This window comes from Pseudomonas sp. MEJ086 (genome assembly GCF_030209025.1).
Lineage (GTDB): Bacteria > Pseudomonadota > Gammaproteobacteria > Pseudomonadales > Pseudomonadaceae > Aquipseudomonas > Aquipseudomonas fulva_A.
In genome coordinates this window covers 24,530-44,488 of record NZ_JARVSV010000022.1, presented here as the reverse complement: position 1 = coordinate 44,488, position 19,959 = coordinate 24,530, and the positions used below count along the sequence as shown (strand labels likewise).

Sequence of the window (19,959 nt, the reverse complement as noted above, 5' to 3'; positions counted from 1 at the left end):
AGAATCTCCTTTTAAATATCGTTTTAGAATTAACTTATGGCTGGATCGTCGGTACGCCAGCATGGCGCTAGACGTGACTCCAGCGCCCATGCAGCCACCTCGCTGCGGCATCGAGCAGAAAGCCCAGCACGCCGATCAACAGCACCATCGCCATCAGCTCCGAGTAGGCCAGGCGGTCGCGTGTGTCGAGGATGTAGTAACCCAGCCCGGCACTGACGCCGAGCATCTCGCAGGGCACCAGCACGATCCAGAGGATACCGATGGCCAGGCGCACGCCGGTCAGCACGTGGCCGACGATACCCGGCAGGATCACCCGCAGCAGGGTTTCCCGGCGCGTCGCGCTGAGGCTGCGTGCCAGCTGCAGCCAGCGGCTGTCGAGCTGCTTCACGCCAGCGGCGGTATTGAGCAGGATCGGCCAGACGGCGGCGAACGCCAGCAGGAAATAAATCGGCTGATCACCGACGCCCATCAGCATGACGGCGATGGGCATCCACGACAGCGGCGAGATCATGCGCAGGAACTGGAATGCCGGTGTGGTCGCCCATTCCAGATGACGCAGACTGCCCACCAGCAAGCCCAGTGGCACACCGATGAGCAATGCCAGGCCCAAACCGATGAAAATACGCCGGAGGCTCACCAGGACGTGCTCGGCAAGCTCCGGACGCTGCAGCAGTTCGATCAGGCTGACCAGGGTGGCCTGCGGCGTGAACAGTGCTGCCAGGCCCTCGCCACTGCTGAACAACGCCAGCGCCAGCCACCACAGACCGAACAGGCTCAGCAATCCAAGCACGCCAAGCCCCCAGGGCCCGGCGTGTGTACGTAGCAGGTTGATCAAACGGTAATCTCCTCGACCCGCTCGAAGCTGTCCGGTGCGCCGAATGCCTTGAGGCCGCCAACCGCTTCGATGGCCGTGCGTACGAAACGATCATCGACCAGATCCCGGGCGGTGGCCGCCGGGTCGAGGTTGGCGAGAAAGCCATTATTGCCCTCGATCAGGGTGCCCTTCAGGCGACGAACCAGTTCCTCGGTGTAGCTGGGGAACGGATAGGGCTGGAAGTCGATGCGCTTGTCAGCCCAGTCACCGTGCTGGATCGCGGCGCTGGCCAGGTAGGCTTCACGCTCGCTGGCCGCGGGGGCAAGGACCTGCTTGAGCACTTGCGGAGTGTGTGGCGTGTAGCGATTGCTACCGTCCTTGGACAGCAACTGCGCGGCCTCCTCGCGGTGGTCTCGGGTCCACAACTGCGCCTTGACGATGGCGTTGACGACCTTCTGCGACCACTCCGGTCGGTTGTTCAGGTCGTGTTCGTGCATGAACACCACGCAGCAGGCGTGGTTGCGCCATACGTCACCCGTGAAGCGCTGGATACGGCCAACCTTGAGGTTTTCCGCCAGGGCGTTGAACGGCTCGGCGACGATATAGCCGGCGATGCGTTTGCTGGCCAGGGCCGGCGGCATGTCCGAAGGCGCCAGCACGATCAGGTTGACCTCGTTGGCGGCGAGACTGGCGGTGGTCGCCTTGCTCACCGCCGTCAGGCCGGCATCTCGCAGCAGCTGTTGCACCACCACGTTATGGATCGAATACCAGAACGGGATGGCCACGGTCTTGCCGCCGAGCTGTTTGACATCGGTGATGTCCGGCGCCACGGTCAGGCCCGAGCCGCCGACATGGTTCCAGGCCACCACCTTGGCCGGCACCTTGCTGCCGTACCGCGCCCAGACGGTCATCGGCGACAACAGGTGAATGACATTCACCTGGCCGGAGATGAACGCCTCGATCACCTGGGCCCAACTACGCAACAGGACCGGGCGCTCGGATTTGATGCCTTCGGCCTCGAACAGGCCGTTGTTGTGCGCCACCAGCAGCGGCGTGGCGTCGGTGATCGGCAGGTAGCCGATACGCACCGGCGCGTCAGGCTCGCTGGCCGCCCGCGCCTGCAGGCTGTTGAGCAAAGGCAAGGCACCGGCTGCGGTCAGCAGTGTGGCGAGTTTGAGAATGTCACGTCGGGAATGGGTCGGATCGTCCAGGCACATGCTGTGGCTCCTGCAGGGGTGAGGGTGCGTGATCGCGGCTCGCCCGCCGTAGGGTTTTGAGGATGTCGACGCGTAGCGCGCCAAGCTCGTCGACCAGATCCGCACGGGGGTGCGGCAGGTCGATGTGCCACTCGCCCAACGTGCGCGCCGGGGTGTCGCCCAGTAGCAGAATACGTTCGGAGAGCAGCAGCGCTTCATCGATGTCATGGGTGATCAGCACGGCTGCGGTGCGCTGTTCACGGATGATCTGCAGCAACAACTGCTGCATCTGTGCCCGGGTCACTTCGTCCAGAGCACCAAAGGGTTCGTCGAGCAGCAGCACGTGCGGCTCGCGCGCCAGGCAGCGAGCCAGCGCGGTGCGCTGTGCCATACCACCGGACAGCTGCGCCGGATAGCGGCCGCGGGCCTCGCTCAGGCCCACCGCAGCGATGGCGCGCTCGATCAACGCCTCGCGCTGGGCTGGCTCACGACGCGGCTGCCGAGCGAAATCCAGGCCGAAGGCGACGTTCCTTTCCAGCGTCAGCCAAGGCAGCAGCGACGGATCCTGAAAGGCCACCGCCACCCGCGGATGCGGGCCTCGCAAGGTTTCGCCGAACAGTTCCACCCTGCCCTGGCTCGGCTGCTGCAGACCGGCCAGCACCCGCAGCAGGCTGGATTTACCTACGCCGCTGGGGCCGAGAATGCTCACCACCTCGCCAGCCTGCAGATCGAGTTGAAACCCTTCGAGCACCGGCTGCCAGGCTGTGCCCTGCGGGTAAGCGAGGCCGATGTCCCGGGCCTGCAGTACCGTGCTCACGCCGACACCTGGGCGGCTTTCTTCTGCAGCTCAGCACGCAGTTGCACCAGGCTGGGGGTGACCACCGGCACGAAGGCCGACTCCCGCCAGCGCCTGGCGAAACCATCGCCATGGGGCTGCAGATAGGCGCGCCCGCCACTGGCCTGCAGTTCCAGTTGCAGAGCGTCAGCGACGCGCTCGGCCAGGCCGATGCGCAGGGCAAACAGCGCCGATGGTTGCGCGAGGAAGGTGCCGTCATGCAAGCCCTGCTCCAGGCGCAAGCGCTCGAGACTCAGGGTGCTCGCCAGTCGTTCGTAATCGCCATGCAGGATCGAGCGCTGCGCCAGCGCGCCACGTACTTCAGCCAGTGCGCGCTCTGCCAGCCCTATCGACAGCCCGCACTGCAGGCCCAGGAAGGCCGGGCGAACCTGCGGCAGAAAGCGCCTGGCGTCGGCAGCGATCAGCCATTCGCGCTGCAGTTGCGCCTGGTGCAACTGCAGCGCCGCGGTGTTGCTGGATTGCAGGCCGAGCAGTTGCAGGTCCTCGCTGCGCCCTACACCATCCAGATCTCCCGGAAATGCCGCCACGAACGGCTGGGCATCAGGCAGATCGATCGCTGCCGCCACCACGAAGCCGCTCTTGCGCAGATTGGTGACCCACGGCAGCCGTCCATTCAGGATCCAGCCGTCGTCGATAGGCGTGGCACTGACGCCCAGCTCCTCAATCCCTGATAGGTACTTCATGGCGTTCGACAGCCCGGTGGCGCCGGCCTGTTCGCCAGCGAGCAGCGCAGGCAGCAGGCGCTCGCGCAGCTCCGGGTTGTCGCCCTGCAGCAGATATTCGATGAACGCCCGCTGCCCCCAGAACACGAAGGCGGCCGTCAACGAATGGCTGGCCACATCGGCTATCGCACGCAAGGCGTCGACCACGTGGCCACCCTCGCCGCCCAGCGCTTTCGGCACGCCGAGGCGCAGCACACCGGCAGCCGCCAGTTGCGGCAGCACGGCCTCGGCATCGCACTGGCCGCCGTCCAGTGCCCCGGCCTGTTCGTCGAGCCAGCGGCTCAGGTTGGCATCCAGCATGGCGAAATCTCCTCTGCGGCTCACGCGCCGGCCTGGTCCCAGCGATAACGCTCCAGCTCCGGGTTGAGCGGGGTGTGGGCGAAGCTGTTGGCGAAGTTGCACAAGGTGGCCAGGCTCACCCCGAGAATCACCTCCAGGGCCTGGCCCTCGGTGAAGCCTGCTTGGAGAAATGCCTGGTACGCCGCGTCGCTGACATTGCCGCGGGTGGCGATGACCTCGCGAGTGAACTGCGCCAGGGTTTCGTAACGGGCGTCCGGCAGCTCGCCGCGGGCACGCAAGGCCTCGACGACCTCGGCAGGCAATTTGGCCTTGTTGCTGGCGACCGCCGTGTGGCCGGCAACGCAGAAGGCGCAGCCGTGGGTGGTGGCGGCGATCAGCTGGATCACTTCGCGTTCCGCCAGGCCGAGGCTGGCCTTGCCGTTCAGGCCGGAGACGGTGACGTAGGTTTCCAGCGCGGCCGGCGCATTGGCGAGCACCGCCAGCAGGTTGGGAACGAACCCGGAAGCGGCCTGGGCGTTGCGCAGAAAAGGCTGGGCCTCTACGGGAGCGGTTTCCACGGTATGCAAGGTCACGCGAGACATGGGATAACTCCTGGGTTGAGCGAATTACGATCCATTTTCTTGGTTATAAGAAAGCCCAACAATATGAGAAAGTCGCTATTACTTGCTCTTGAGTCTTTTCATTAGATGAATTCGTCCCTGCCCCCTTTTGAATGGTTATTAGAGAGCCTGGAACTGGACGCCAGCCTGTTCCATGTCGGTCGTTATTGCGGCAACTGGCAGGCCAGTACCCATGGCCTGGCCAGGGCCAGCTTTCATGTGCTGTTGCACGGTGACTGCTGGTTGCACCTGGACGATGGCGGCGAGCCCGTGGCGCTGCATGCAGGCGATGCGGTGTTTCTGCTCCATGACATTCGCTATCGCCTGTCCAATGCGGCGGCGGCCGATGCAGCACGCTGCAGCCCCAAGGTGGCGATGCAACCGCTGCAGCAACAGCCCCGCGAGGGCGTCGGCCTGGTCTGCGGGTTCTTTCATTTTCGCCCGGGCCTGAGCAGCCTGATCCTGCAGGCGTTACCGGCCTTTCTGGTATTGCGTGCCGGTGATCCGTCGCTGAGTGCGGCGCGCCGGCTGTTCGAGCTGATTCTCGACGAGTGCGCGCGCGGCGATGGCCCTTCCGATGCCTTCCTCGAACGGCTCAGCCATCTGCTGTTTCTCTACGTCCTGCGTGAACAGGGTCAGGCCGAACAACTCGGCGGTCTGCTCGGCCTGGCCCGTCAGCCCCAATTCAGCGCGCTGATCGAACAGCTCATCGCGCGCCCCGAACACAGCTGGCCCATGGAGGAAATGGCCAGCTACACCGGGCTGTCGCGCTCGGCGTTCTGCAAGCGCTTTCAGGAACTCTCGGGCACCTCGCCCGGGCAGATGCTGATCAGCCTGCGGGTTCGCCAGGCCACCCGGCTGCTCAAGCAAGGAGTCGCCGTGGCAGACGTCGCCGAGGCCGTGGGCTATCAGTCGGTAGCGGCCTTCACTCGAGCGTTCGCCAAGGTAACCGGCATATTGCCCGGGGCATTTCGCAAACAGTTCAACGGCGCTACGACACCCTGAAAATAAAAACGCCGACAGAAGCGAAGGCTCTGTCGGCGTTTGGGTCAGCGAGGGTGAGCTCGCCGCGTTTTAGAAAGCCGGGACTACAGCACCGGAGTACTTCTTCTCGATGAAGGCTTTCACGTCCGGGCTGGTCAGGGCGTCAGCCAGTTTCTTGATGGCTTCGCTGTTCTGGTTGTCTGGGCGTGCTACCAGGTAGTTCACGTACGGCGAATCCTTGTTTTCCAGCACCAGGGCATCCTTGTTCGGATTGAGCTTGGCCTCCAGCGCGTAGTTGGTGTTGATCAGCGCCAGGTCGACCTGATCCAGCACGCGCGGCAGCATGGCCGCTTCGAGCTGCTTGAACTTGAAGTTGTGCGGGTTGGTGGCCAGGTCCTTCGGCGTTGCCTGGATGTTGGCCGGGTCTTTCAGGGTCAGCAGACCCGCGTGCTGCAGCAGTTGCAGCGCACGGCCACTGTTGCTGGCCTCGTTGGGGATGGCGATGGTGGCGCCGTCCGGCAGTTCCTTCAGGCTCTTGTACTTGCGCGAATAGCCGCCGAAAGGCTCGACGTGTACGCCCTTGACGATCACCAGGTGGGTACCGCGGCTTTCGTTGAAGCTGTCCAGATACGGTTTGGTCTGGAAGTAGTTGGCATCGAGTTGCTTCTGCTCGACCTGCAGGTTGGGCTGCACGTAGTCGGTGAAAACCTTGATCTGCAGATCAATGCCTTCCGCGGCCAGCTTCGGCTTGATCAGCTCGAGAATCTCGGCATGGGGAACCGGCGTTGCCGCTACGGTGAGTTTTTCAGCGGCGAATGCCTGGGTAGCCAGGACGGAGGCCAATGCAGCCAACAGAAGCGTTTTTTTCATGATTGTTCTCGGTAGTTGCCGGTGGATCGACATCGGCATGGTGGTGGTCGGCCGCACAGGGTAGGACGGCGCGCTGAAGATACGGCGCGCAGATATACGATGAAAATACTTTTAATTCATTCCTATATTTCTTTTGAGAATAAGTAGAAGCTTACGCACTTGTTGTGTTTCGGGCTGTCACTTCTAAAGTGATATTCATCCTCCTTTTCGGCAGTGAATCCCCCCATGATCAGTGAAGCTCTGAGCCGATTCGAGCGCCTCGAACTGGTACCCCATGCCACTCCGCTGCAACACCTGGTGCGCCTCTCACACCACGTTGGCCGGGACATCTACGTCAAACGCGATGACCTGACCCTGTTTGCCCTCGGCGGCAACAAGGCGCGCAAGCTGGAGTACCTCGGGGCCGATGCACTGGCGCAGCAAGCCGATACGCTGATCACCGCTGGTGCGATCCAGTCCAATCACGTGCGGCAGACTGCGGCACTGGCTGCCAAGCTGGGCCTGGCCTGCGTCGCCTTGCTGGAAAACCCCATCGATACCCAGGAGCAGAATTACCTGCATAACGGCAACCGCCTGCTGCTGGATCTGTTCGGCACGCGAGTGGAGATCGTCGACAACCTGAACGAGCCGGACGTGATGCTGGTGGCCAAGGCCGAGCGCCTGCGCGCCACCGGCAAGCACCCTTACGTGATCCCGATTGGCGGATCCAATGCGCTGGGCACATTGGGTTACGTCAAGGCTGGGCTGGAGTTCGCAGAGCAAGTCAATGCGCTGGAGCTCGATAGCGGCACGGTGGTGGTGGCTTCCGGAAGCGGAGCGACTCATGCGGGCATGGCGCTGGCGTTGGCCCACTTGCTACCCGATTGGCGTGTGCTCGGCATCACCGTCTCACGGCCTGCAGACCTGCAGCGCCCGAAGGTACTGGGACTGGTGCAACGAACCGCCGAACTGCTGGGCATCAGCGTGCCGGACAATTTGTCCATCGAGCTGTGGGATGAGTATTACGGCCCCCGCTACGGCGAACCGAATACCGGTACACTCGATGCGATTCGTCTACTCGCCAGCAGCCAGGGATTGCTACTCGACCCGGTTTACACGGGCAAGGCATTTGCTGGGCTGCTGGATGGCGTCCAGAAAGGCGAATTCGCAGAAGGCAAGCCGATCGTGTTCCTGCATACCGGCGGTGCACCGGCATTGTTCGCCTATCAATCCCTGACGCCATAAAAATGGCATATGCAAATAATTTTTTATTATTTTATAGAATATATCTAGAACCATTAGAGTTGCCGCACTTCCACACACAACAAGACCCGAGGTTCAGCTATGACTTTCGCAACACTGCGTCGCCAGTTCCTTATCGGCAGTTTCGGCCTGGCCCTCTGCGCCGGCCTCGGTAGCCAGGCATACGCTGCCGACGATCTGCAGAAGATCAAGGACAGCGGCAGCATCAAGGTGGGCCTCGAAGGCACCTACCCGCCGTTCAACTTTCAGGACGAAAGCGGCAAGCTCGCTGGGTTCGAGGTGGACCTTTCCGAAGCGCTGGCCAAGGAACTGGGCGTGAAAGTCAGTTTTCAGCCGACCAAGTGGGACGGCATTCTGGCGTCTCTGGAGTCGGGTCGCATCGACATAGTGGTCAATCAGGTCACCATCTCCGACGAGCGCAAGAAAAAGTACGATTTCTCGACCCCTTACACCGTCTCGGGCATCCAGGCTCTTACCCGCAAGAGCGATGCCGCCAGCGTCAAGACTGCAGCGGACCTGGCTGGTAAAAAGGTCGGTGTTGGCCTTGGTACCAACTACGAGCAGTGGCTGAAAGAGAACGTTCCGCAGGCCGACATCCGTACTTACGATGATGATCCGACCAAGTTCCAGGACCTCAATGTCGGGCGCATCGATGTGGTTCTCGTCGACCGCCTGGCCGCATTCGAAATGGTCGCCAAGACGGGTGAGCGCATGGCCGTTGCCGGTGACGCTTTCTCCCGTCAGGAATCGGGGATCGCACTGCGCAAAGGCAATCCTGAGCTGCTGGCGGCCATCAACAAGGCCATCGAGAAGCTGCGCGGCGACGGCACCTTGAAACAACTTTCTGAAAAATGGTTCAAGGCTGACGTCACGCAATGATGCAAGACAGCCTCCAGTTGGTTCTGGATTCCTTACCTTTCCTGCTCAAGGGAGCCGTCTGGACAATCGTACTGAGCCTCGGCGGCATGTTTTTCGGCATGCTGCTGGGGTTCGGACTTGCCCTGGTCAGGCTCTACGCCATTGCGCCACTGGGTTGGTTGGCCAGGGTGTACATCTCGTTCTTCCGGGGTACGCCGCTGCTGGTGCAGTTGTTCATCATCTACTTCGGCCTGCCTGAACTGGGTGTGCAACTGGAACCGTTGACCGCCGCCCTGATCGGTTTTTCTCTGAACATGGCAGCCTACGTTGCAGAGATCATGCGTGCAGCCATCGCCTCGATCGATCGCGGCCAGTGGGAAGCGGCAGCCAGCATTGGCATGAGCAGGACCCAGACGATGATGCGTGCCATTCTGCCGCAGGCGATGCGCACCGCCCTGCCGCCGCTGGGCAATAGCTTCATCTCGCTGGTCAAGGACACCGCCTTGGCGGCGACCATCCAGGTGCCGGAGCTGTTCCGCCAGGCCCAGTTGATCACTGCCCGCACCTATGAGGTCTTCACCATGTACCTCGCGGCCACCTTGATCTACTGGATACTCTCCAGCGTACTGGCGCATCTGCAGAACCGCCTGGAAGCGCGGGTCAACCGCCACGAGGCGGAAAACTGATGGCTCTACCGGACACGAGCAGAAGCATGATCACCGTTCGCAACCTGACCAAGGCCTTCAAAGGCCAGACCGTGCTCGATGGCATCGACCTGAATATCGCGCCTGGCGAAGTGGTGGCCATCATCGGCCCCAGTGGCTCGGGCAAGACCACCCTGCTGCGCTGCCTGAACCTGCTGGAAACACCGGATGGCGGCAGCATTCGCGTCGGTGACGTCGAGATCGATGCCAGCAAGCCGATGGGCCAGCAACAGGGGCTGATCCGCAAGCTGCGTCAGCACGTGGGTTTCGTCTTCCAGAACTTCAATCTGTTCCCGCACCGCACCGCGCTGGAAAACGTCATCGAAGGCCCGGTGGTGGTCAAGAAACAACCGCGCCACATGGCCCTGGAACGAGGCCGGCAGTTGCTGGCCAAGGTCGGCCTGGCAGGCAAGGAGGACGCCTTTCCGAAGCGTCTGTCCGGCGGCCAGCAGCAGCGTGTGGCGATTGCCCGTGCGCTGGCCATGGAACCGGACGTGATCCTGTTCGACGAACCCACCTCGGCGCTGGACCCGGAACTGGTCGGTGAAGTGCTGGCGACCATCCGAGCCCTGGCCGAGGAGAATCGCACCCTGGTCATCGTCACCCACGAGATGAGCTTCGCCCGGGACGTGGCCAACCGAGCCATCTTCATCGACAAGGGCGTGATAGTCGAACAGGGTGATGCCCGCGAGCTGTTCAGCGCGCCCAAGCAGGCGCGTACCCAGCAGTTTCTCAGCAAGTTTCTCGGCGATGCCGTGAAGTGATCGAGAGGCTTCGCTCTGGATAATTACCGAGGGTAATAGGCGTCCCACAGACGGTTGCGAAACCTGTAGGTGGGATCCAGCTGGCGTTTGAGTTCGAAGTACTCCGGCGCCCGCGGATAAGCCTGGAGAAATTGCTCGCGGCTGGCGTGAATCTGATAAGGCAGGTAATGCCGCCCGCCACAGCGCAGGGCTGCGGCTATCAGGTCCTGGGTCCAGGCTGTGGCTTTCTGCCGCTCGCCGTCCGAGCTGCCCTGCCGGTAGTAGAGCACCAGAGCGAAGACCTCCTCGGGCGCCCAGCTCAGCAAGGTATCCGGGTCAGCCTTGGCATGGCGAATGGAGACGTTGATCAGCGTCGCCTGGTGCCGATGGGTCAGGCGCGCCAGCTCACCGATGAAGCGCTCAAGCTGTGCCGGCGGCACGAAATACTCTTGCAGCACATAACTGAAGCCCGGGCCGGATATCGGCTCCAGCTCGCTGACATCGAGGCTGGCCTCATGGTTGCGCCACTGCACCTTGGGGCTGCGGAACAGCAGCGGATCGAGCGCCGCTTCACGCAGCTTGATGCCCGAGGACGATCCACTCAAACGAATCCCCGCGCGCTGCAGCTGGCTGCTCTGTTGCCTTGGACTTAGCCGTTCTGTTTCGGTGAGAGCAGCCTCCGTGCGCCGATAGGACACGGCCCGCACCGTGGAGAAGTCACTGGGATAGAGGATGCCGTTGTGCATCACCAGATCCGCCTGGGGGGCGACCTCGCGATAGAACCAGGGGCGATAGTCCTGCAAGGGCATGACCTGGCTTTCTCTGGCGATGCGCGTGTTCTCCACCAGGCCCAGCGTGGCCTCGACTATCACCCCGAGGCCACCGTAGCCGCCAATCGCAGCATGGAACAGCGCGGCGTTCTGACTCGGGCTGGCGTCCACCACCTGACCATCGGCGAGCGCCACGCGAATGGCACGAACCGAACCGGCGATAGGCCCCTCGCCCACGTAACGACCATGCACGTTGACCGACAGCGAGCCACCCACCGTGAAGTTGGCGTACGACTGCATGATCTGCGGCGAGAGATCGTAAGGATCGACGTATTCGAGTATGGCGCGCCAGGTGATACCGCTTTGCACACGAATTTCCCGGCGCTCGGCGGAGAACTCGAGCACCTGATCGAGCCCGCGCATGTCCAGTTGCAGCGCACCGTCCGAGGCCGTCTGCCCACCCATGCTGTAACGCCCCCCGCCGATACTGACCGGCCCGGCATGGCGACGCAGCGCCTCGACGACATCCTGCTCGCTGCGCGGCACGACGACCCGCTCGACGACGACCTGGTTGAGGCCGGTGACGTCATTGACCACCTCCTCAGCGCAGACGCCCATGCTCAGCACGCACAGACACAAGAGCAAACGACGCATCGACCTTCCTTGGTGAATACAGATGGGTAACAGCGTTATCGAGCAGCTCGCCGCCTCTTGAATCAGTCGCGGTCGAGCAGGTGGAATCGGGGTAGCGAGAAGTGCCAGCGGATCGCTGCCAGGCGGATCGCCAGAACCACCAGCATGGCAATACCGGTGTCCAGCCAATGCGGCGTTTCCAGCATGCGCAGCAGCACGAAGGTTACCGCACCAGCCAGGCAGGCGGTGGCGTAGATCTCCTTTTTGAAGATCAGCGGGATCTCGTTGCAAATCACGTCACGCATCACGCCGCCCGCGACACCGGTCATGACCCCCATGATTACCGCCGTACTGGACGGCATCGCGTACTGCAGGGCGACTTCGGTACCGATCACGGTGAACACAGCCAGCCCGAAGGCATCGGCGATCAGCAGGCCTTTTTCGTGAATCGGTCGGGTCAGGCGTACCCAGATCACCGTGCACACGGCAGCCAGCGAAGCGACCAGAATGTAGGTGTCGTTGCGAATCCAGCTGACCGGATGATTGTCGAGGATCACATCGCGCAGCGTACCGCCGCCGAGTGCGGTGATGATGGCGATCACCAGCACACCGAACAGATCCATGGACTTGCGCCCCGCCATCAGCGCGCCGGTGATGGCGAATACCGCCACCCCGAACAGATCCGCAAGGTAGAACAACTGGCTCATCGACAAGTCAGTTCACCGGGGTACGCAGGGTGACGAATTCCTCGGCCGCGCTCGGGTGAACGCCAATGGTTTCGTCGAACACCTGCTTGGTCGCCCCTGCCTTGATGGCGACGGCCAGGCCCTGGACGATCTCGCCGGCATCGGGGCCGACCATGTGGCAGCCCAGCACGCGATCGGTGTCGGCATCGACCACCAGCTTCATCAGCGTGCGCTCATCGCTTTCGGTCAGGGTCAGTTTCATCGGCCGGAAGCGGCTTTCGAAGATCTTCACCTGGTGGCCGGCCTCCCGCGCCTGCTCCTCCGTCAGCCCGACCGTGCCGATGTTCGGCAGGCTGAACACCGCAGTCGGGATGTTCTGATAATCGACCTTGCGGTACTCCTCCGGCTTGAACAGACGACGCGCCACGGCCATGCCTTCGGCCAGGGCCACGGGCGTCAACTGCACGCGACCGATCACGTCACCGATGGCGAGGATCGATGGCGCCGTGGTCTGGTACTCGTCGTCGACCTTGATATAGCCCTTGTCATCCAGGCTGACGGTGGTGTTTTCCAGCCCCAGGTTCTCGAGCATCGGCCGGCGCCCGGTGGCGTAGAAGATGCAATCGGCCTGCAGGGTGCGGCCATCCTTCAGGGTGGCCTGCAGGCTGCCGTCGGCCTGCTTGTCGATCCGCGCGAGATCGGTGTTGAACTGCACATCCAGGCCGCGCTTGGCGAGTTCTTCATGCAGGTGGGTGCGCAGGGAATTGTCGAAACCACGCAGGAACAGCTCACCGCGATACAACAGCGACGTCTGCGCGCCGAGGCCATTGAAGATCGAAGCGAATTCCACGGCGATATAGCCACCGCCGACCACCACTACGCGCTTGGGCAGCTCTTCCAGGAAGAACGCCTGGTTGGAGTTGATCGCATGCTCATGCCCAGGAATATCGGGGACATGCGGCCAGCCACCGGTGGCGATGAGGATGCGCTCGGCACTGTAGGTCTTGCCGTCGACTTCGACGCTGTGTTCGTCGAGCAGCCGCGCATGGCCCTCGAGCAGGGTCACGCCGCTACCCACCAGCAGCTTGCGGTAGATGCCATTGAGGCGCTCGATTTCGCGGTTCTTGTTGGCGATCAGCGTCGGCCAACTGAACTTGGCCTCGCCGGGCGTCCAGCCAAAACCCTGCGCCTGCTCGAACTCATCGGCGAACTGCGCGCCGTACACCAGCAATTTTTTAGGCACGCAACCCACGTTGACGCAGGTACCGCCCAGATAGCGACTTTCAGCCACCGCCACACGGGCGCCGTAGCCGGCGGAGAAGCGCGCCGCACGTACACCGCCGGAACCGGCACCGATTACAAACAGATCGAAATCGTAGGTCATCACAGCCTCCTGAACAGATGCAGAGCATACCGTAAACGAAGCGCCCTGCCCGCCTGGCACATGGCGCAAACTTATCCTCGATGCGGCCGGTCTAGTCTCGATAGAACAAGGAGCTACGTATGCGCCCGATCCTCACACACCTGGCTCTGCACGTCCCCGATTTGCAGGCCTGTATCGATTTCTACGAAGGCTTCTGCGGCATGCACGTCATCCACCGCAGGCCCGGCAAGGGTTCGCAGATCGTGTGGATGGCCGAGCCAGGTCGCGAGAGCGAATTCATCTTCGTGATCATGCCCGGTGGCGAGCCGCGGCGCCTGGCGGCCAATGACTACAGCCACTTCGGCTTCGCCCTGCAAAGCCGCGAGGCAGTCGACGCCATCGCTGCCAAGGCCCAGGCGGCCGGCTGCCTGGTCTGGGCGCAGCGCGACGAGCCCTATCCGGTTGGCTACTACTGCGGGCAAAGATATTTTGTGTAAAGCAGAAGATTGGCAGGCGCCACCACGACAGAAATCGAAAGCACATCCAGCAAGCGATTGCAAGTATTTTTCCGTCAGAGTCTTGACAAAATGCCACTATCCGTGATACTATATATATAGAAATAGAGAAAAATTTCTCCATTTCAGTGACGGGTTTTCAATTTTCCCTCGCATAAGTTCAACGGTACTTAGTCACTCTACCGTCTCTCCGAAGTTGTTTCGCCCTCCTACCGTTAAGCAACTTCAAATTCTAGCCGGGTCGTGATTACCCATCGCCTGACGCCGCCACCGTCTGCTAGAAAGTGGCTACTAATTTTCGAATATCTCATGTGTTAATCCTTAGAAGACGGCTCTTGTCGTCTTTCTTTTTTGCCTGACACCATGACACACCATTACTAATCATCCTACTTACCTTGGAGGTAAACCTATGTCCGAAATAAAACCAGAACGTGCTTGTGAAGTATGCGGCGCCCACATTGATCATGATGCTAACCCACGCAAGGTGCATTGCAGTAACAAGTGCACAGTTGCAGCCTACAGGGCTCGCCAAAAATTGAAGTCACCAGTACCGAAAATCGGGCTCGCTGAACTCAAGTTAGAGCTACTGACAGCTATCACAGAATTTAAAGAAGCTTTAAAAATCATAAAACCACAGGAGACTAAATAATGACTGCAATCACTCACATCTATAACGAAGAAGATTTTCAAGCCCTGCTAAGTAACGAACTCAGTTTCTACCGTAGCCGCGAGCATCAGCCATACGCTAATCAACTCGGAGCTATCGAGCTTGTCAGTGCAGATTACCCAGCAGGCTTGCTTGTTGCCGTCATCGAAAAGATTAAAGTTGGTTATGACTTTGACGTGACCGCTCATACCAACATGAGCAGTGGCTATTCTTTTACATTCGTCACTCGACCTGTAGCTGACCAAGAGAAAGACATTGAATCTCTCACAGAGCAAGTTCGTGAAAAGTACAAACAGTACTTACAAGAGAAATACGATCAGCATCTTGAAAAGATTGTAGCTGAGTCGGTAGCTCGAAGTGAACGTGAGGCTTTAAAGAAAGTTGAAGCCGCCAAAGAAAAAGCAGTCGAAGCAGCTCGAAAAGCGGCTATTGAAGCACTAGGCGAACGACCATGAAACGCTGGTGGGATTACCCGCATGCAGTCCAGATTAAAACATGGAGAAAAGCAGAGCCTGAAAGCCATGAAAAGGACTGTGTGGAATGTAACGAGCGACATAAGAGAAATTCAAAATACTGCTCGTTCTATTGCCAGACAGTTGCCTTGAAGGAAGCGGCATAAGCCGCTTCAAATATTAAGAGGATTCAGAATGAAACTCGTCACCTGCAAAAACTGTGGCCACGTATTCTACAGCGTAAAGTTACAACCATTCTGCTCTGGTAGATGCAGAAAATCATATGGATTAATTAATCCGAAACCCGCTTGCCTTGATGGAGCCCAACATGAACAAAACCAAACCCTGCAGATTCTGCAACCAGCTATTTGAATTCAAATCAGCCAAAGCCCAATACTGTACTGAAGCACATAAGAAGCAATTTCAACGTGCAAGATCGAAGAAACTAGATGATCAGCGTAAGTACAGATTCTCGACTTCGGCATTCGTTTACTACCTTGCGGACTCGTGTCGCAGAAGTGGAACGATAGAAGTCTTGCCTAAGTCGCTCAGCGAACTAGAAAAACTTTATTCTCTGTACAAGTTTTCACTGAAAGCCAACGCATACGGTGAAGACGATCAATTTTCTTTGTGTCACATCTTCCCCGTTACCCATCCCCACTCCATCGGCACCATGTATGCCGAGAACCTGACAGTGAGCTACCGCGACCTTAACAGCAGTCACAGCAACGGCTTCACCGCTGGCGCTGGTCACAAGATCAGTAGAATTAACCTAAAACCAAAGTGGCTAGTACGCAAAGAGGATACTAAAAGCTCGGTAGTCGCAAAGATAGTTGAATACCTTGGCGAAGACTACACCGCCACAATCGCTGTTAAGTTGAAGCTTCAACCAGCTAGACGCCAAGCAGTTCTAGATTGGCTGGCTTCTTGTACTGATGATCGTGTTCCAGCTCTTGCAGAACGTGAGGGAATGACTACAGCAGCGCTTTCAAAGCTCAAAGCTGAGATTACTGGAAAGTCAGCTGGTTATGCTCCAGTTTCTGGAATTAACAGCAATGACGTGTTCTTGGCAGAACTCAAACGCCTATCACAGCACCGCCCCAACCTGGAAAAAGTTATCGAGCCATGGTTAGCAGCAACTGACACCATTCTGCCTCTTGTCTTCGATCTGCAATGGTGCGGCCCTTCCGAAAGTGAATACAAGGTAGCGTTAGAGCCGCTAAAAGGTCTCCGACAAGCTCAGTTCAACTTACTACACGGCGGGAAGATTGAGGATTTTCTAACAGCTCTCAATACCTACCACACTTCTGAAAGCCTAGTGCTGCCTTTCGCTCCTAAAGTTGTCCCTGTTTTTAAGGACGATACTGCCTCTCAGATTGAACCAACTAGGAGCGCTATTTTCACCGTTCAAGATTACGCAGAACTTGTAATCTTAGAAGCTGAATTTAACAGCGTCATTCATCCAGATTTATTAGAGCCTAACCACTTCGATATCGAGGATGATATAGATCAACCAGTTTTTGAACTATATAAGCCAAAAGAAAAACAGACCAATCACACATGGAGATACCACACATGAAACTGATCAACGGCAACCCAGCCGCTAATAAAATTAAGTCTTATAGCGTCGAAGAAAGAACATTCACATTAACACCGCATGCAATGGCTATCGTCGAACATTTTACTAACATATTCGCTGATAAAGCTGAGAGCTTCGACCACACACTCGACGTACTGCTTTTAACCTTAGACTCCATCGCCGATGACCTCGGGCTGAATGACAAAGAAGTCACCATAAGCGAATCAGGTACAACGTACAGCTTCAAACCTAAAACCATTATCACAACTCCCGAACTGAGGGCCGTATAACATGAGCGTAGATCGTACAAAGCTGCTACTTCTCCAAAAGTACGGCACACCAAGCATGAAAGAGAACGCAACTATCGTTCTCAAAGCGCTGCAACAAACTATCGTGGAAGATGAAGTTTCAGTATCCAAAGCTCTACTTGATAAGGCCAGTCAGCCATTACTACACGGCAGTGCATATGAAAGTATCGACGCCATCATCGAAGATATAAAACTCAAACTATCCAAGTCGCCTAGAAAATCTCAAGCGGATGTTTTCAAGCTGATGCTTGAGCAAAGAATGGGGGCGTAAGAGATGTCAGAAAAAATCATAGCGAGCTTAGTTGGTAAACTACGATTTGATGCTGATGCATCTGGTTTGCTTAAATTTGAACGTCTTCTTGATCGTGTTGCTAAGCAGATGTCGCAGCTTGACCGGCAAGCCCAGAGGCTGAACAAGCGGCTCGGTCTCAATCCCCAGGGTAATGCAAACATTCAACGCCAGTTGCAACAGCAACAGCGCCTGACCAAGCAACAGTTTGCGGATAGTTTGAAGGTTTCGAGACTTCAGTTAGCGGTGGATCACCAACAGCTTAAGTCTCAAAGCCTTCAGTCGAAGCTCAGCCAGCAGCAGGCCAAGCAGGAAACTGCACAACACCGTGCACAGCTTCAACAGATCAAAACTCAGCAAGCAGCCCAGGCATTCAGCCTTCGACAAGAACAAGGTCGTTTAAAGCTCCAGCAAGAACAGCTTCGTACCAGTGCAGCAGCAAGCCGCTTAGAAGCCACTAGAGCACGCACACAGGCCGCTTCAGATCGTGCACGTATCACGGCATTACGCCTTGAAGAACGCATCAACAAACGTCTCCCAGGTGCCATGCGTAGTCCTTCAGGAAGACACGCCGCCCCTTCCCCTTCCCCGTCGATCTGGCGTAGTGCTGGCGGTCGTGGTTTGGGTGGCTCACTCGGTCATGTTGCATCTGCTGGCCTTGGTGCTGGCGTAGGTGCATCGATCCCAAGTCTTGGCATGTTCGGTATGAACTTGCATCCAGCCGCTGTTGGTTTGGGGGCTGTCGCAGCAGCAGCCGTAGCAGCTCAGGCTAAATTGAACGAGTTCGCCAAGACAGACATTTCATCTCGTGATGAGCGCATGGTTGAACGTGCCAATTTTCGCGTAGCGACAGGAAGCCCAGCACTAGCCACACAGGCAGAGAATCGCCTAACCGCCCTGGCCAATGATCTAGGTATCGTCCGATCAGAAATTGCCCGTCCATACACCATGGCTACGGTGAACCTGACTGAGGCGGGAATGACCCCTCAAGAAAGCGCCACAATGCTCCAGGGGCTTATGTCCTTTGGCCGTGGTGCTGGGGTCTCGACGGACGATCAGGCAGGCGCTCTGAGAGCTATCCAGCAGTCCCTGAGCAAAGGCCAGCTCTACAGCGAAGAGATGCGTCAGCAGCTCGCAGAGAGGCTTCCAGGGGCGTGGAGTGCAGCAGCCGAGGCATGGTCACGTCAGACTAAATCTGGCCTCACTGGCGACAAAGCATCGCTACGATTTTCCAAAGACATGGAAGACCGCAAGATTGCAGGTAAGCCACTTGTCGAGTTCTGGAAACAGTTTGGTCAGGTGCTACAGGAACGCTCCAATGCCGGTGGCCGTCTCGATGAGGTTCGCCAGTCGGCTGATGCTTCCAAAGCTCGCCTTCAAAACATGGAGCTTGAACGCAGCATTCGTACGGCAGAGTTTAATGATGGGGCCCTGAAGCAATCCTCTGTCGAGCTTTACCAAGCAAAGGAACGCCTTCAGGTTTCGCTTGAAAAATTGATCCCAGGATTCTCAACGCTGGAATCTGCAAGCTTGAGACTGGAAACCCGTTTCGTCGATGGCAGTACGCGCATGGTTGCCTGGATCGAGAAGCTACAATCCAAGATCAACGAGCTTACTGGCGACCCTAAGGCCATCCAATACCTCGACCAGCTTGGTGCCAAGTTCGATCAGCTCACCACGCACCTTGAGCCACTGCTCACTTTGCTGACGAACGTTACGACGTTCATGGGCTCGGTTGCCTTCGAGAAGATCGGCGAGAGCTTCGACACCTTCCTGACACGTATGGATGAGGTTTGGACACGTCTAGACCCGATCCTTGCTGCGGTACCAGATGCTTTTGATGCCATCGTTAGACGCATTGAGGACAATGTAAACAGGCTATTCCGCATGTTCGGTCTGGAACGTGAGTGGCAGCAACACAAGGCATCTCGTAAGGATGGCTACACAGGGCGTCCATTCGATGCACAACCCCCACTCCCTTTACGTGAACCGTCGCCATTGATCCCGAAATTCACGCCATCGATGCTCGATACGCTCGCCACAAACCCCGCCCAGGCCATGCAGCAGCTGATCGATTCCAGCACGACGAACATGAATAGCATCACGACGAACCAGTTCCACGTAGCGGTTAACGCAGCAGGAGTGAACGCTTCAGAGATTGCTGACCAGCTTCAAGATCGTCTTGGACGCATGGCTATTGATGCCGCTCGATATCACATGGACAAAACTTTCAGCGTGGCCAAGGTAAACATGCTGGAAGCCAAACGATGAAGCACCTCAGCTCAGTTTTGCAGGTGCTCAATTCGATAGTGTTGTTTGTTTTCCTGGGGGTCGTCTGCTGGAACACCAGCGAGATCAGTACACGCATCGAGGCTGTCAGGTTTCAACACCAGCACACAGAATCGACGTTGTTACGTGCAATCGACCACCAGTCGCTGAGGGTATCCGAGGTGGCTGGAATCATACGATCACCTGCGTTTTGTAACCCGGCATACCTCAGCCAGAGTAAGACGACGATTAGTGCAGGAACCAACAAGATCGAAGTCCCAGGCCCAGGCGGAATCATCAGCGCTGGCAGTGTTTTCAACATCGGAACTGATGCAAAGAAACCCTGAACGCCTACTCCCACCTATTGCTCCTAAAAGTGTCCCGATTCTTGGGCGTAACTTATCGCCAGATTATTCGAGCTTAGGAGCTTAAATTCTCTCGTCACGCTTGTGACAGACAAAGGAATCATCAAATGGAAACAACACCCCAGCAGCACCATGATTGGCTTGCCAATCGATATGCAGAACATCCACCAATACGG

20 protein-coding genes and 1 pseudogene are annotated in these 19,959 nt (G+C 58.2%); 12 read left to right on the top strand and 9 right to left on the bottom strand.

Annotation, left to right across the window (positions count from 1 at the left end; all coding sequences use genetic code 11):
* Positions 1–67 precede the first annotated feature (67 nt).
* The 5 genes from QRN22_RS14455 to QRN22_RS14435 are packed head-to-tail and all read right to left on the bottom strand — an operon-like array spanning position 68 to position 4,469.
* Positions 68–826: an ABC transporter permease gene (locus QRN22_RS14455; protein WP_042554642.1), complete on the bottom strand. Its 759-nt coding sequence runs from the start codon at positions 824–826 to the stop codon at positions 68–70.
* 5 nt (positions 827–831) lie between these two features.
* A complete protein-coding gene (locus QRN22_RS14450; protein ID WP_042554619.1) occupies positions 832–2,031 on the bottom strand; it encodes an ABC transporter substrate-binding protein in 1,200 nt (399 codons plus the stop codon).
* Entirely contained in the window at positions 1,997–2,827 is an 831-nt protein-coding gene (locus tag QRN22_RS14445; RefSeq protein ID WP_042554618.1) for an ABC transporter ATP-binding protein, read from the bottom strand. Before QRN22_RS14445 ends, QRN22_RS14450 begins: the two co-directional genes overlap by 35 nt.
* The gene (locus QRN22_RS14440; protein ID WP_042554617.1) at positions 2,824–3,888 is read right to left on the bottom strand and encodes an acyl-CoA dehydrogenase family protein; all 1,065 of its coding nucleotides are present in this window, start codon (positions 3,886–3,888) and stop codon (positions 2,824–2,826) included. Before QRN22_RS14440 ends, QRN22_RS14445 begins: the two co-directional genes overlap by 4 nt.
* A 20-nt stretch (positions 3,889–3,908) precedes the next feature.
* The gene (locus QRN22_RS14435; protein WP_042554616.1) at positions 3,909–4,469 is read right to left on the bottom strand and encodes a carboxymuconolactone decarboxylase family protein; all 561 of its coding nucleotides are present in this window, start codon (positions 4,467–4,469) and stop codon (positions 3,909–3,911) included.
* Between the two features lie 105 nt (positions 4,470–4,574).
* Here QRN22_RS14435 and QRN22_RS14430 point away from each other — a divergent pair, with 105 nt between their 5' ends.
* A complete protein-coding gene (locus QRN22_RS14430; RefSeq protein ID WP_042554615.1) occupies positions 4,575–5,492 on the top strand; it encodes an AraC family transcriptional regulator in 918 nt (305 codons plus the stop codon).
* 69 nt (positions 5,493–5,561) lie between these two features.
* On the opposite strand, the gene QRN22_RS14425 is transcribed toward QRN22_RS14430, so the two are convergent.
* Positions 5,562–6,341 carry a MetQ/NlpA family ABC transporter substrate-binding protein gene (locus QRN22_RS14425; RefSeq protein WP_042554614.1) on the bottom strand — a complete coding sequence of 260 codons (780 nt, stop codon included), beginning with the start codon at positions 6,339–6,341 and terminating at the stop codon, positions 5,562–5,564.
* 225 nt (positions 6,342–6,566) lie between these two features.
* On the opposite strand from QRN22_RS14425, the gene QRN22_RS14420 reads away from it, so the two are divergent.
* From QRN22_RS14420 to tcyN, 4 genes are all read left to right on the top strand, one after another.
* Positions 6,567–7,565, top strand: coding sequence for a D-cysteine desulfhydrase (locus tag QRN22_RS14420; RefSeq protein ID WP_042554613.1), 999 nt, complete (start codon positions 6,567–6,569; stop codon positions 7,563–7,565).
* Positions 7,566–7,664: 99 nt separating this feature from the next.
* The gene (tcyJ, locus tag QRN22_RS14415) at positions 7,665–8,462 is read left to right on the top strand and encodes a cystine ABC transporter substrate-binding protein (protein ID WP_042554612.1); all 798 of its coding nucleotides are present in this window, start codon (positions 7,665–7,667) and stop codon (positions 8,460–8,462) included.
* Positions 8,459–9,127, top strand: a complete 669-nt coding sequence (gene tcyL / locus QRN22_RS14410) for a cystine ABC transporter permease (RefSeq protein WP_042554611.1) — start codon at positions 8,459–8,461, stop codon at positions 9,125–9,127. Before tcyJ ends, tcyL begins: the two co-directional genes overlap by 4 nt.
* Before the next feature lie 26 nt (positions 9,128–9,153).
* Positions 9,154–9,909, top strand: a complete 756-nt coding sequence (tcyN, locus tag QRN22_RS14405) for an L-cystine ABC transporter ATP-binding protein TcyN (protein ID WP_042554610.1) — start codon at positions 9,154–9,156, stop codon at positions 9,907–9,909.
* 23 nt (positions 9,910–9,932) lie between these two features.
* Here tcyN and QRN22_RS14400 read toward each other — a convergent pair whose 3' ends face one another.
* The 3 genes from QRN22_RS14400 to gorA form a co-directional block, all read right to left on the bottom strand.
* Positions 9,933–11,312 (bottom strand): FAD-binding oxidoreductase, encoded by a 1,380-nt coding sequence (locus QRN22_RS14400; protein WP_042554609.1) that lies wholly within the window; start codon positions 11,310–11,312, stop codon positions 9,933–9,935.
* 62 nt (positions 11,313–11,374) lie between these two features.
* Positions 11,375–11,998: a trimeric intracellular cation channel family protein gene (locus tag QRN22_RS14395; protein WP_042554641.1), complete on the bottom strand. Its 624-nt coding sequence runs from the start codon at positions 11,996–11,998 to the stop codon at positions 11,375–11,377.
* 7 nt (positions 11,999–12,005) lie between these two features.
* The gene (gorA, locus tag QRN22_RS14390) at positions 12,006–13,361 is read right to left on the bottom strand and encodes a glutathione-disulfide reductase (RefSeq protein ID WP_042554608.1); all 1,356 of its coding nucleotides are present in this window, start codon (positions 13,359–13,361) and stop codon (positions 12,006–12,008) included.
* Positions 13,362–13,480: 119 nt separating this feature from the next.
* Here gorA and QRN22_RS14385 point away from each other — a divergent pair.
* The 7 genes and pseudogenes from QRN22_RS14385 to QRN22_RS14355 form a co-directional block, all read left to right on the top strand.
* Positions 13,481–13,825 (top strand): annotated as a pseudogene (locus tag QRN22_RS14385) (VOC family protein); the annotation flags it as partial.
* A gap of 678 nt (positions 13,826–14,503) precedes the next feature.
* Positions 14,504–14,977: a hypothetical protein gene (locus QRN22_RS14380; RefSeq protein ID WP_042554607.1), complete on the top strand. Its 474-nt coding sequence runs from the start codon at positions 14,504–14,506 to the stop codon at positions 14,975–14,977.
* Positions 14,978–15,302: 325 nt separating this feature from the next.
* Positions 15,303–16,553, top strand: coding sequence for a hypothetical protein (locus tag QRN22_RS14375; protein ID WP_042554606.1), 1,251 nt, complete (start codon positions 15,303–15,305; stop codon positions 16,551–16,553).
* The gene (locus QRN22_RS14370; protein ID WP_042554605.1) at positions 16,550–16,843 is read left to right on the top strand and encodes a hypothetical protein; all 294 of its coding nucleotides are present in this window, start codon (positions 16,550–16,552) and stop codon (positions 16,841–16,843) included. Before QRN22_RS14375 ends, QRN22_RS14370 begins: the two co-directional genes overlap by 4 nt.
* A 1-nt stretch (position 16,844) precedes the next feature.
* On the top strand, positions 16,845–17,132 hold the full coding sequence (locus QRN22_RS14365; RefSeq protein ID WP_042554604.1) for a hypothetical protein: 288 nt from the start codon (positions 16,845–16,847) through the stop codon (positions 17,130–17,132).
* Between the two features lie 3 nt (positions 17,133–17,135).
* Positions 17,136–19,421: a tape measure protein gene (locus QRN22_RS14360; RefSeq protein WP_082045820.1), complete on the top strand. Its 2,286-nt coding sequence runs from the start codon at positions 17,136–17,138 to the stop codon at positions 19,419–19,421.
* Entirely contained in the window at positions 19,418–19,765 is a 348-nt protein-coding gene (locus tag QRN22_RS14355; RefSeq protein WP_042554601.1) for a hypothetical protein, read from the top strand. Before QRN22_RS14360 ends, QRN22_RS14355 begins: the two co-directional genes overlap by 4 nt.
* Positions 19,766–19,959: the final 194 nt, after the last annotated feature.

What these genes read in the sequence shown, in the direction of transcription:
- tcyN (WP_042554610.1), top strand. Translation starts at nt 9,154, where the DNA reads ATGATCACCGTTCGCAACCTGACCAAGGCCTTCAAAGGCCAGACCGTG.
- QRN22_RS14360 (WP_082045820.1), top strand. Translation starts at nt 17,136, where the DNA reads ATGTCAGAAAAAATCATAGCGAGCTTAGTTGGTAAACTACGATTTGAT.
- QRN22_RS14450 (WP_042554619.1), bottom strand. Translation starts at nt 2,031, where the DNA reads ATGTGCCTGGACGATCCGACCCATTCCCGACGTGACATTCTCAAACTC.
- QRN22_RS14380 (WP_042554607.1), top strand. Translation starts at nt 14,504, where the DNA reads ATGACTGCAATCACTCACATCTATAACGAAGAAGATTTTCAAGCCCTG.
- tcyL (WP_042554611.1), top strand. Translation starts at nt 8,459, where the DNA reads ATGATGCAAGACAGCCTCCAGTTGGTTCTGGATTCCTTACCTTTCCTG.
- QRN22_RS14420 (WP_042554613.1), top strand. Translation starts at nt 6,567, where the DNA reads ATGATCAGTGAAGCTCTGAGCCGATTCGAGCGCCTCGAACTGGTACCC.
- QRN22_RS14440 (WP_042554617.1), bottom strand. Translation starts at nt 3,888, where the DNA reads ATGCTGGATGCCAACCTGAGCCGCTGGCTCGACGAACAGGCCGGGGCA.
- QRN22_RS14365 (WP_042554604.1), top strand. Translation starts at nt 16,845, where the DNA reads ATGAGCGTAGATCGTACAAAGCTGCTACTTCTCCAAAAGTACGGCACA.
- QRN22_RS14435 (WP_042554616.1), bottom strand. Translation starts at nt 4,469, where the DNA reads ATGTCTCGCGTGACCTTGCATACCGTGGAAACCGCTCCCGTAGAGGCC.
- QRN22_RS14375 (WP_042554606.1), top strand. Translation starts at nt 15,303, where the DNA reads ATGAACAAAACCAAACCCTGCAGATTCTGCAACCAGCTATTTGAATTC.
- gorA (WP_042554608.1), bottom strand. Translation starts at nt 13,361, where the DNA reads ATGACCTACGATTTCGATCTGTTTGTAATCGGTGCCGGTTCCGGCGGT.
- QRN22_RS14370 (WP_042554605.1), top strand. Translation starts at nt 16,550, where the DNA reads ATGAAACTGATCAACGGCAACCCAGCCGCTAATAAAATTAAGTCTTAT.
- tcyJ (WP_042554612.1), top strand. Translation starts at nt 7,665, where the DNA reads ATGACTTTCGCAACACTGCGTCGCCAGTTCCTTATCGGCAGTTTCGGC.
- QRN22_RS14430 (WP_042554615.1), top strand. Translation starts at nt 4,575, where the DNA reads ATGAATTCGTCCCTGCCCCCTTTTGAATGGTTATTAGAGAGCCTGGAA.
- QRN22_RS14425 (WP_042554614.1), bottom strand. Translation starts at nt 6,341, where the DNA reads ATGAAAAAAACGCTTCTGTTGGCTGCATTGGCCTCCGTCCTGGCTACC.
- QRN22_RS14400 (WP_042554609.1), bottom strand. Translation starts at nt 11,312, where the DNA reads ATGCGTCGTTTGCTCTTGTGTCTGTGCGTGCTGAGCATGGGCGTCTGC.
- QRN22_RS14395 (WP_042554641.1), bottom strand. Translation starts at nt 11,998, where the DNA reads ATGAGCCAGTTGTTCTACCTTGCGGATCTGTTCGGGGTGGCGGTATTC.
- QRN22_RS14355 (WP_042554601.1), top strand. Translation starts at nt 19,418, where the DNA reads ATGAAGCACCTCAGCTCAGTTTTGCAGGTGCTCAATTCGATAGTGTTG.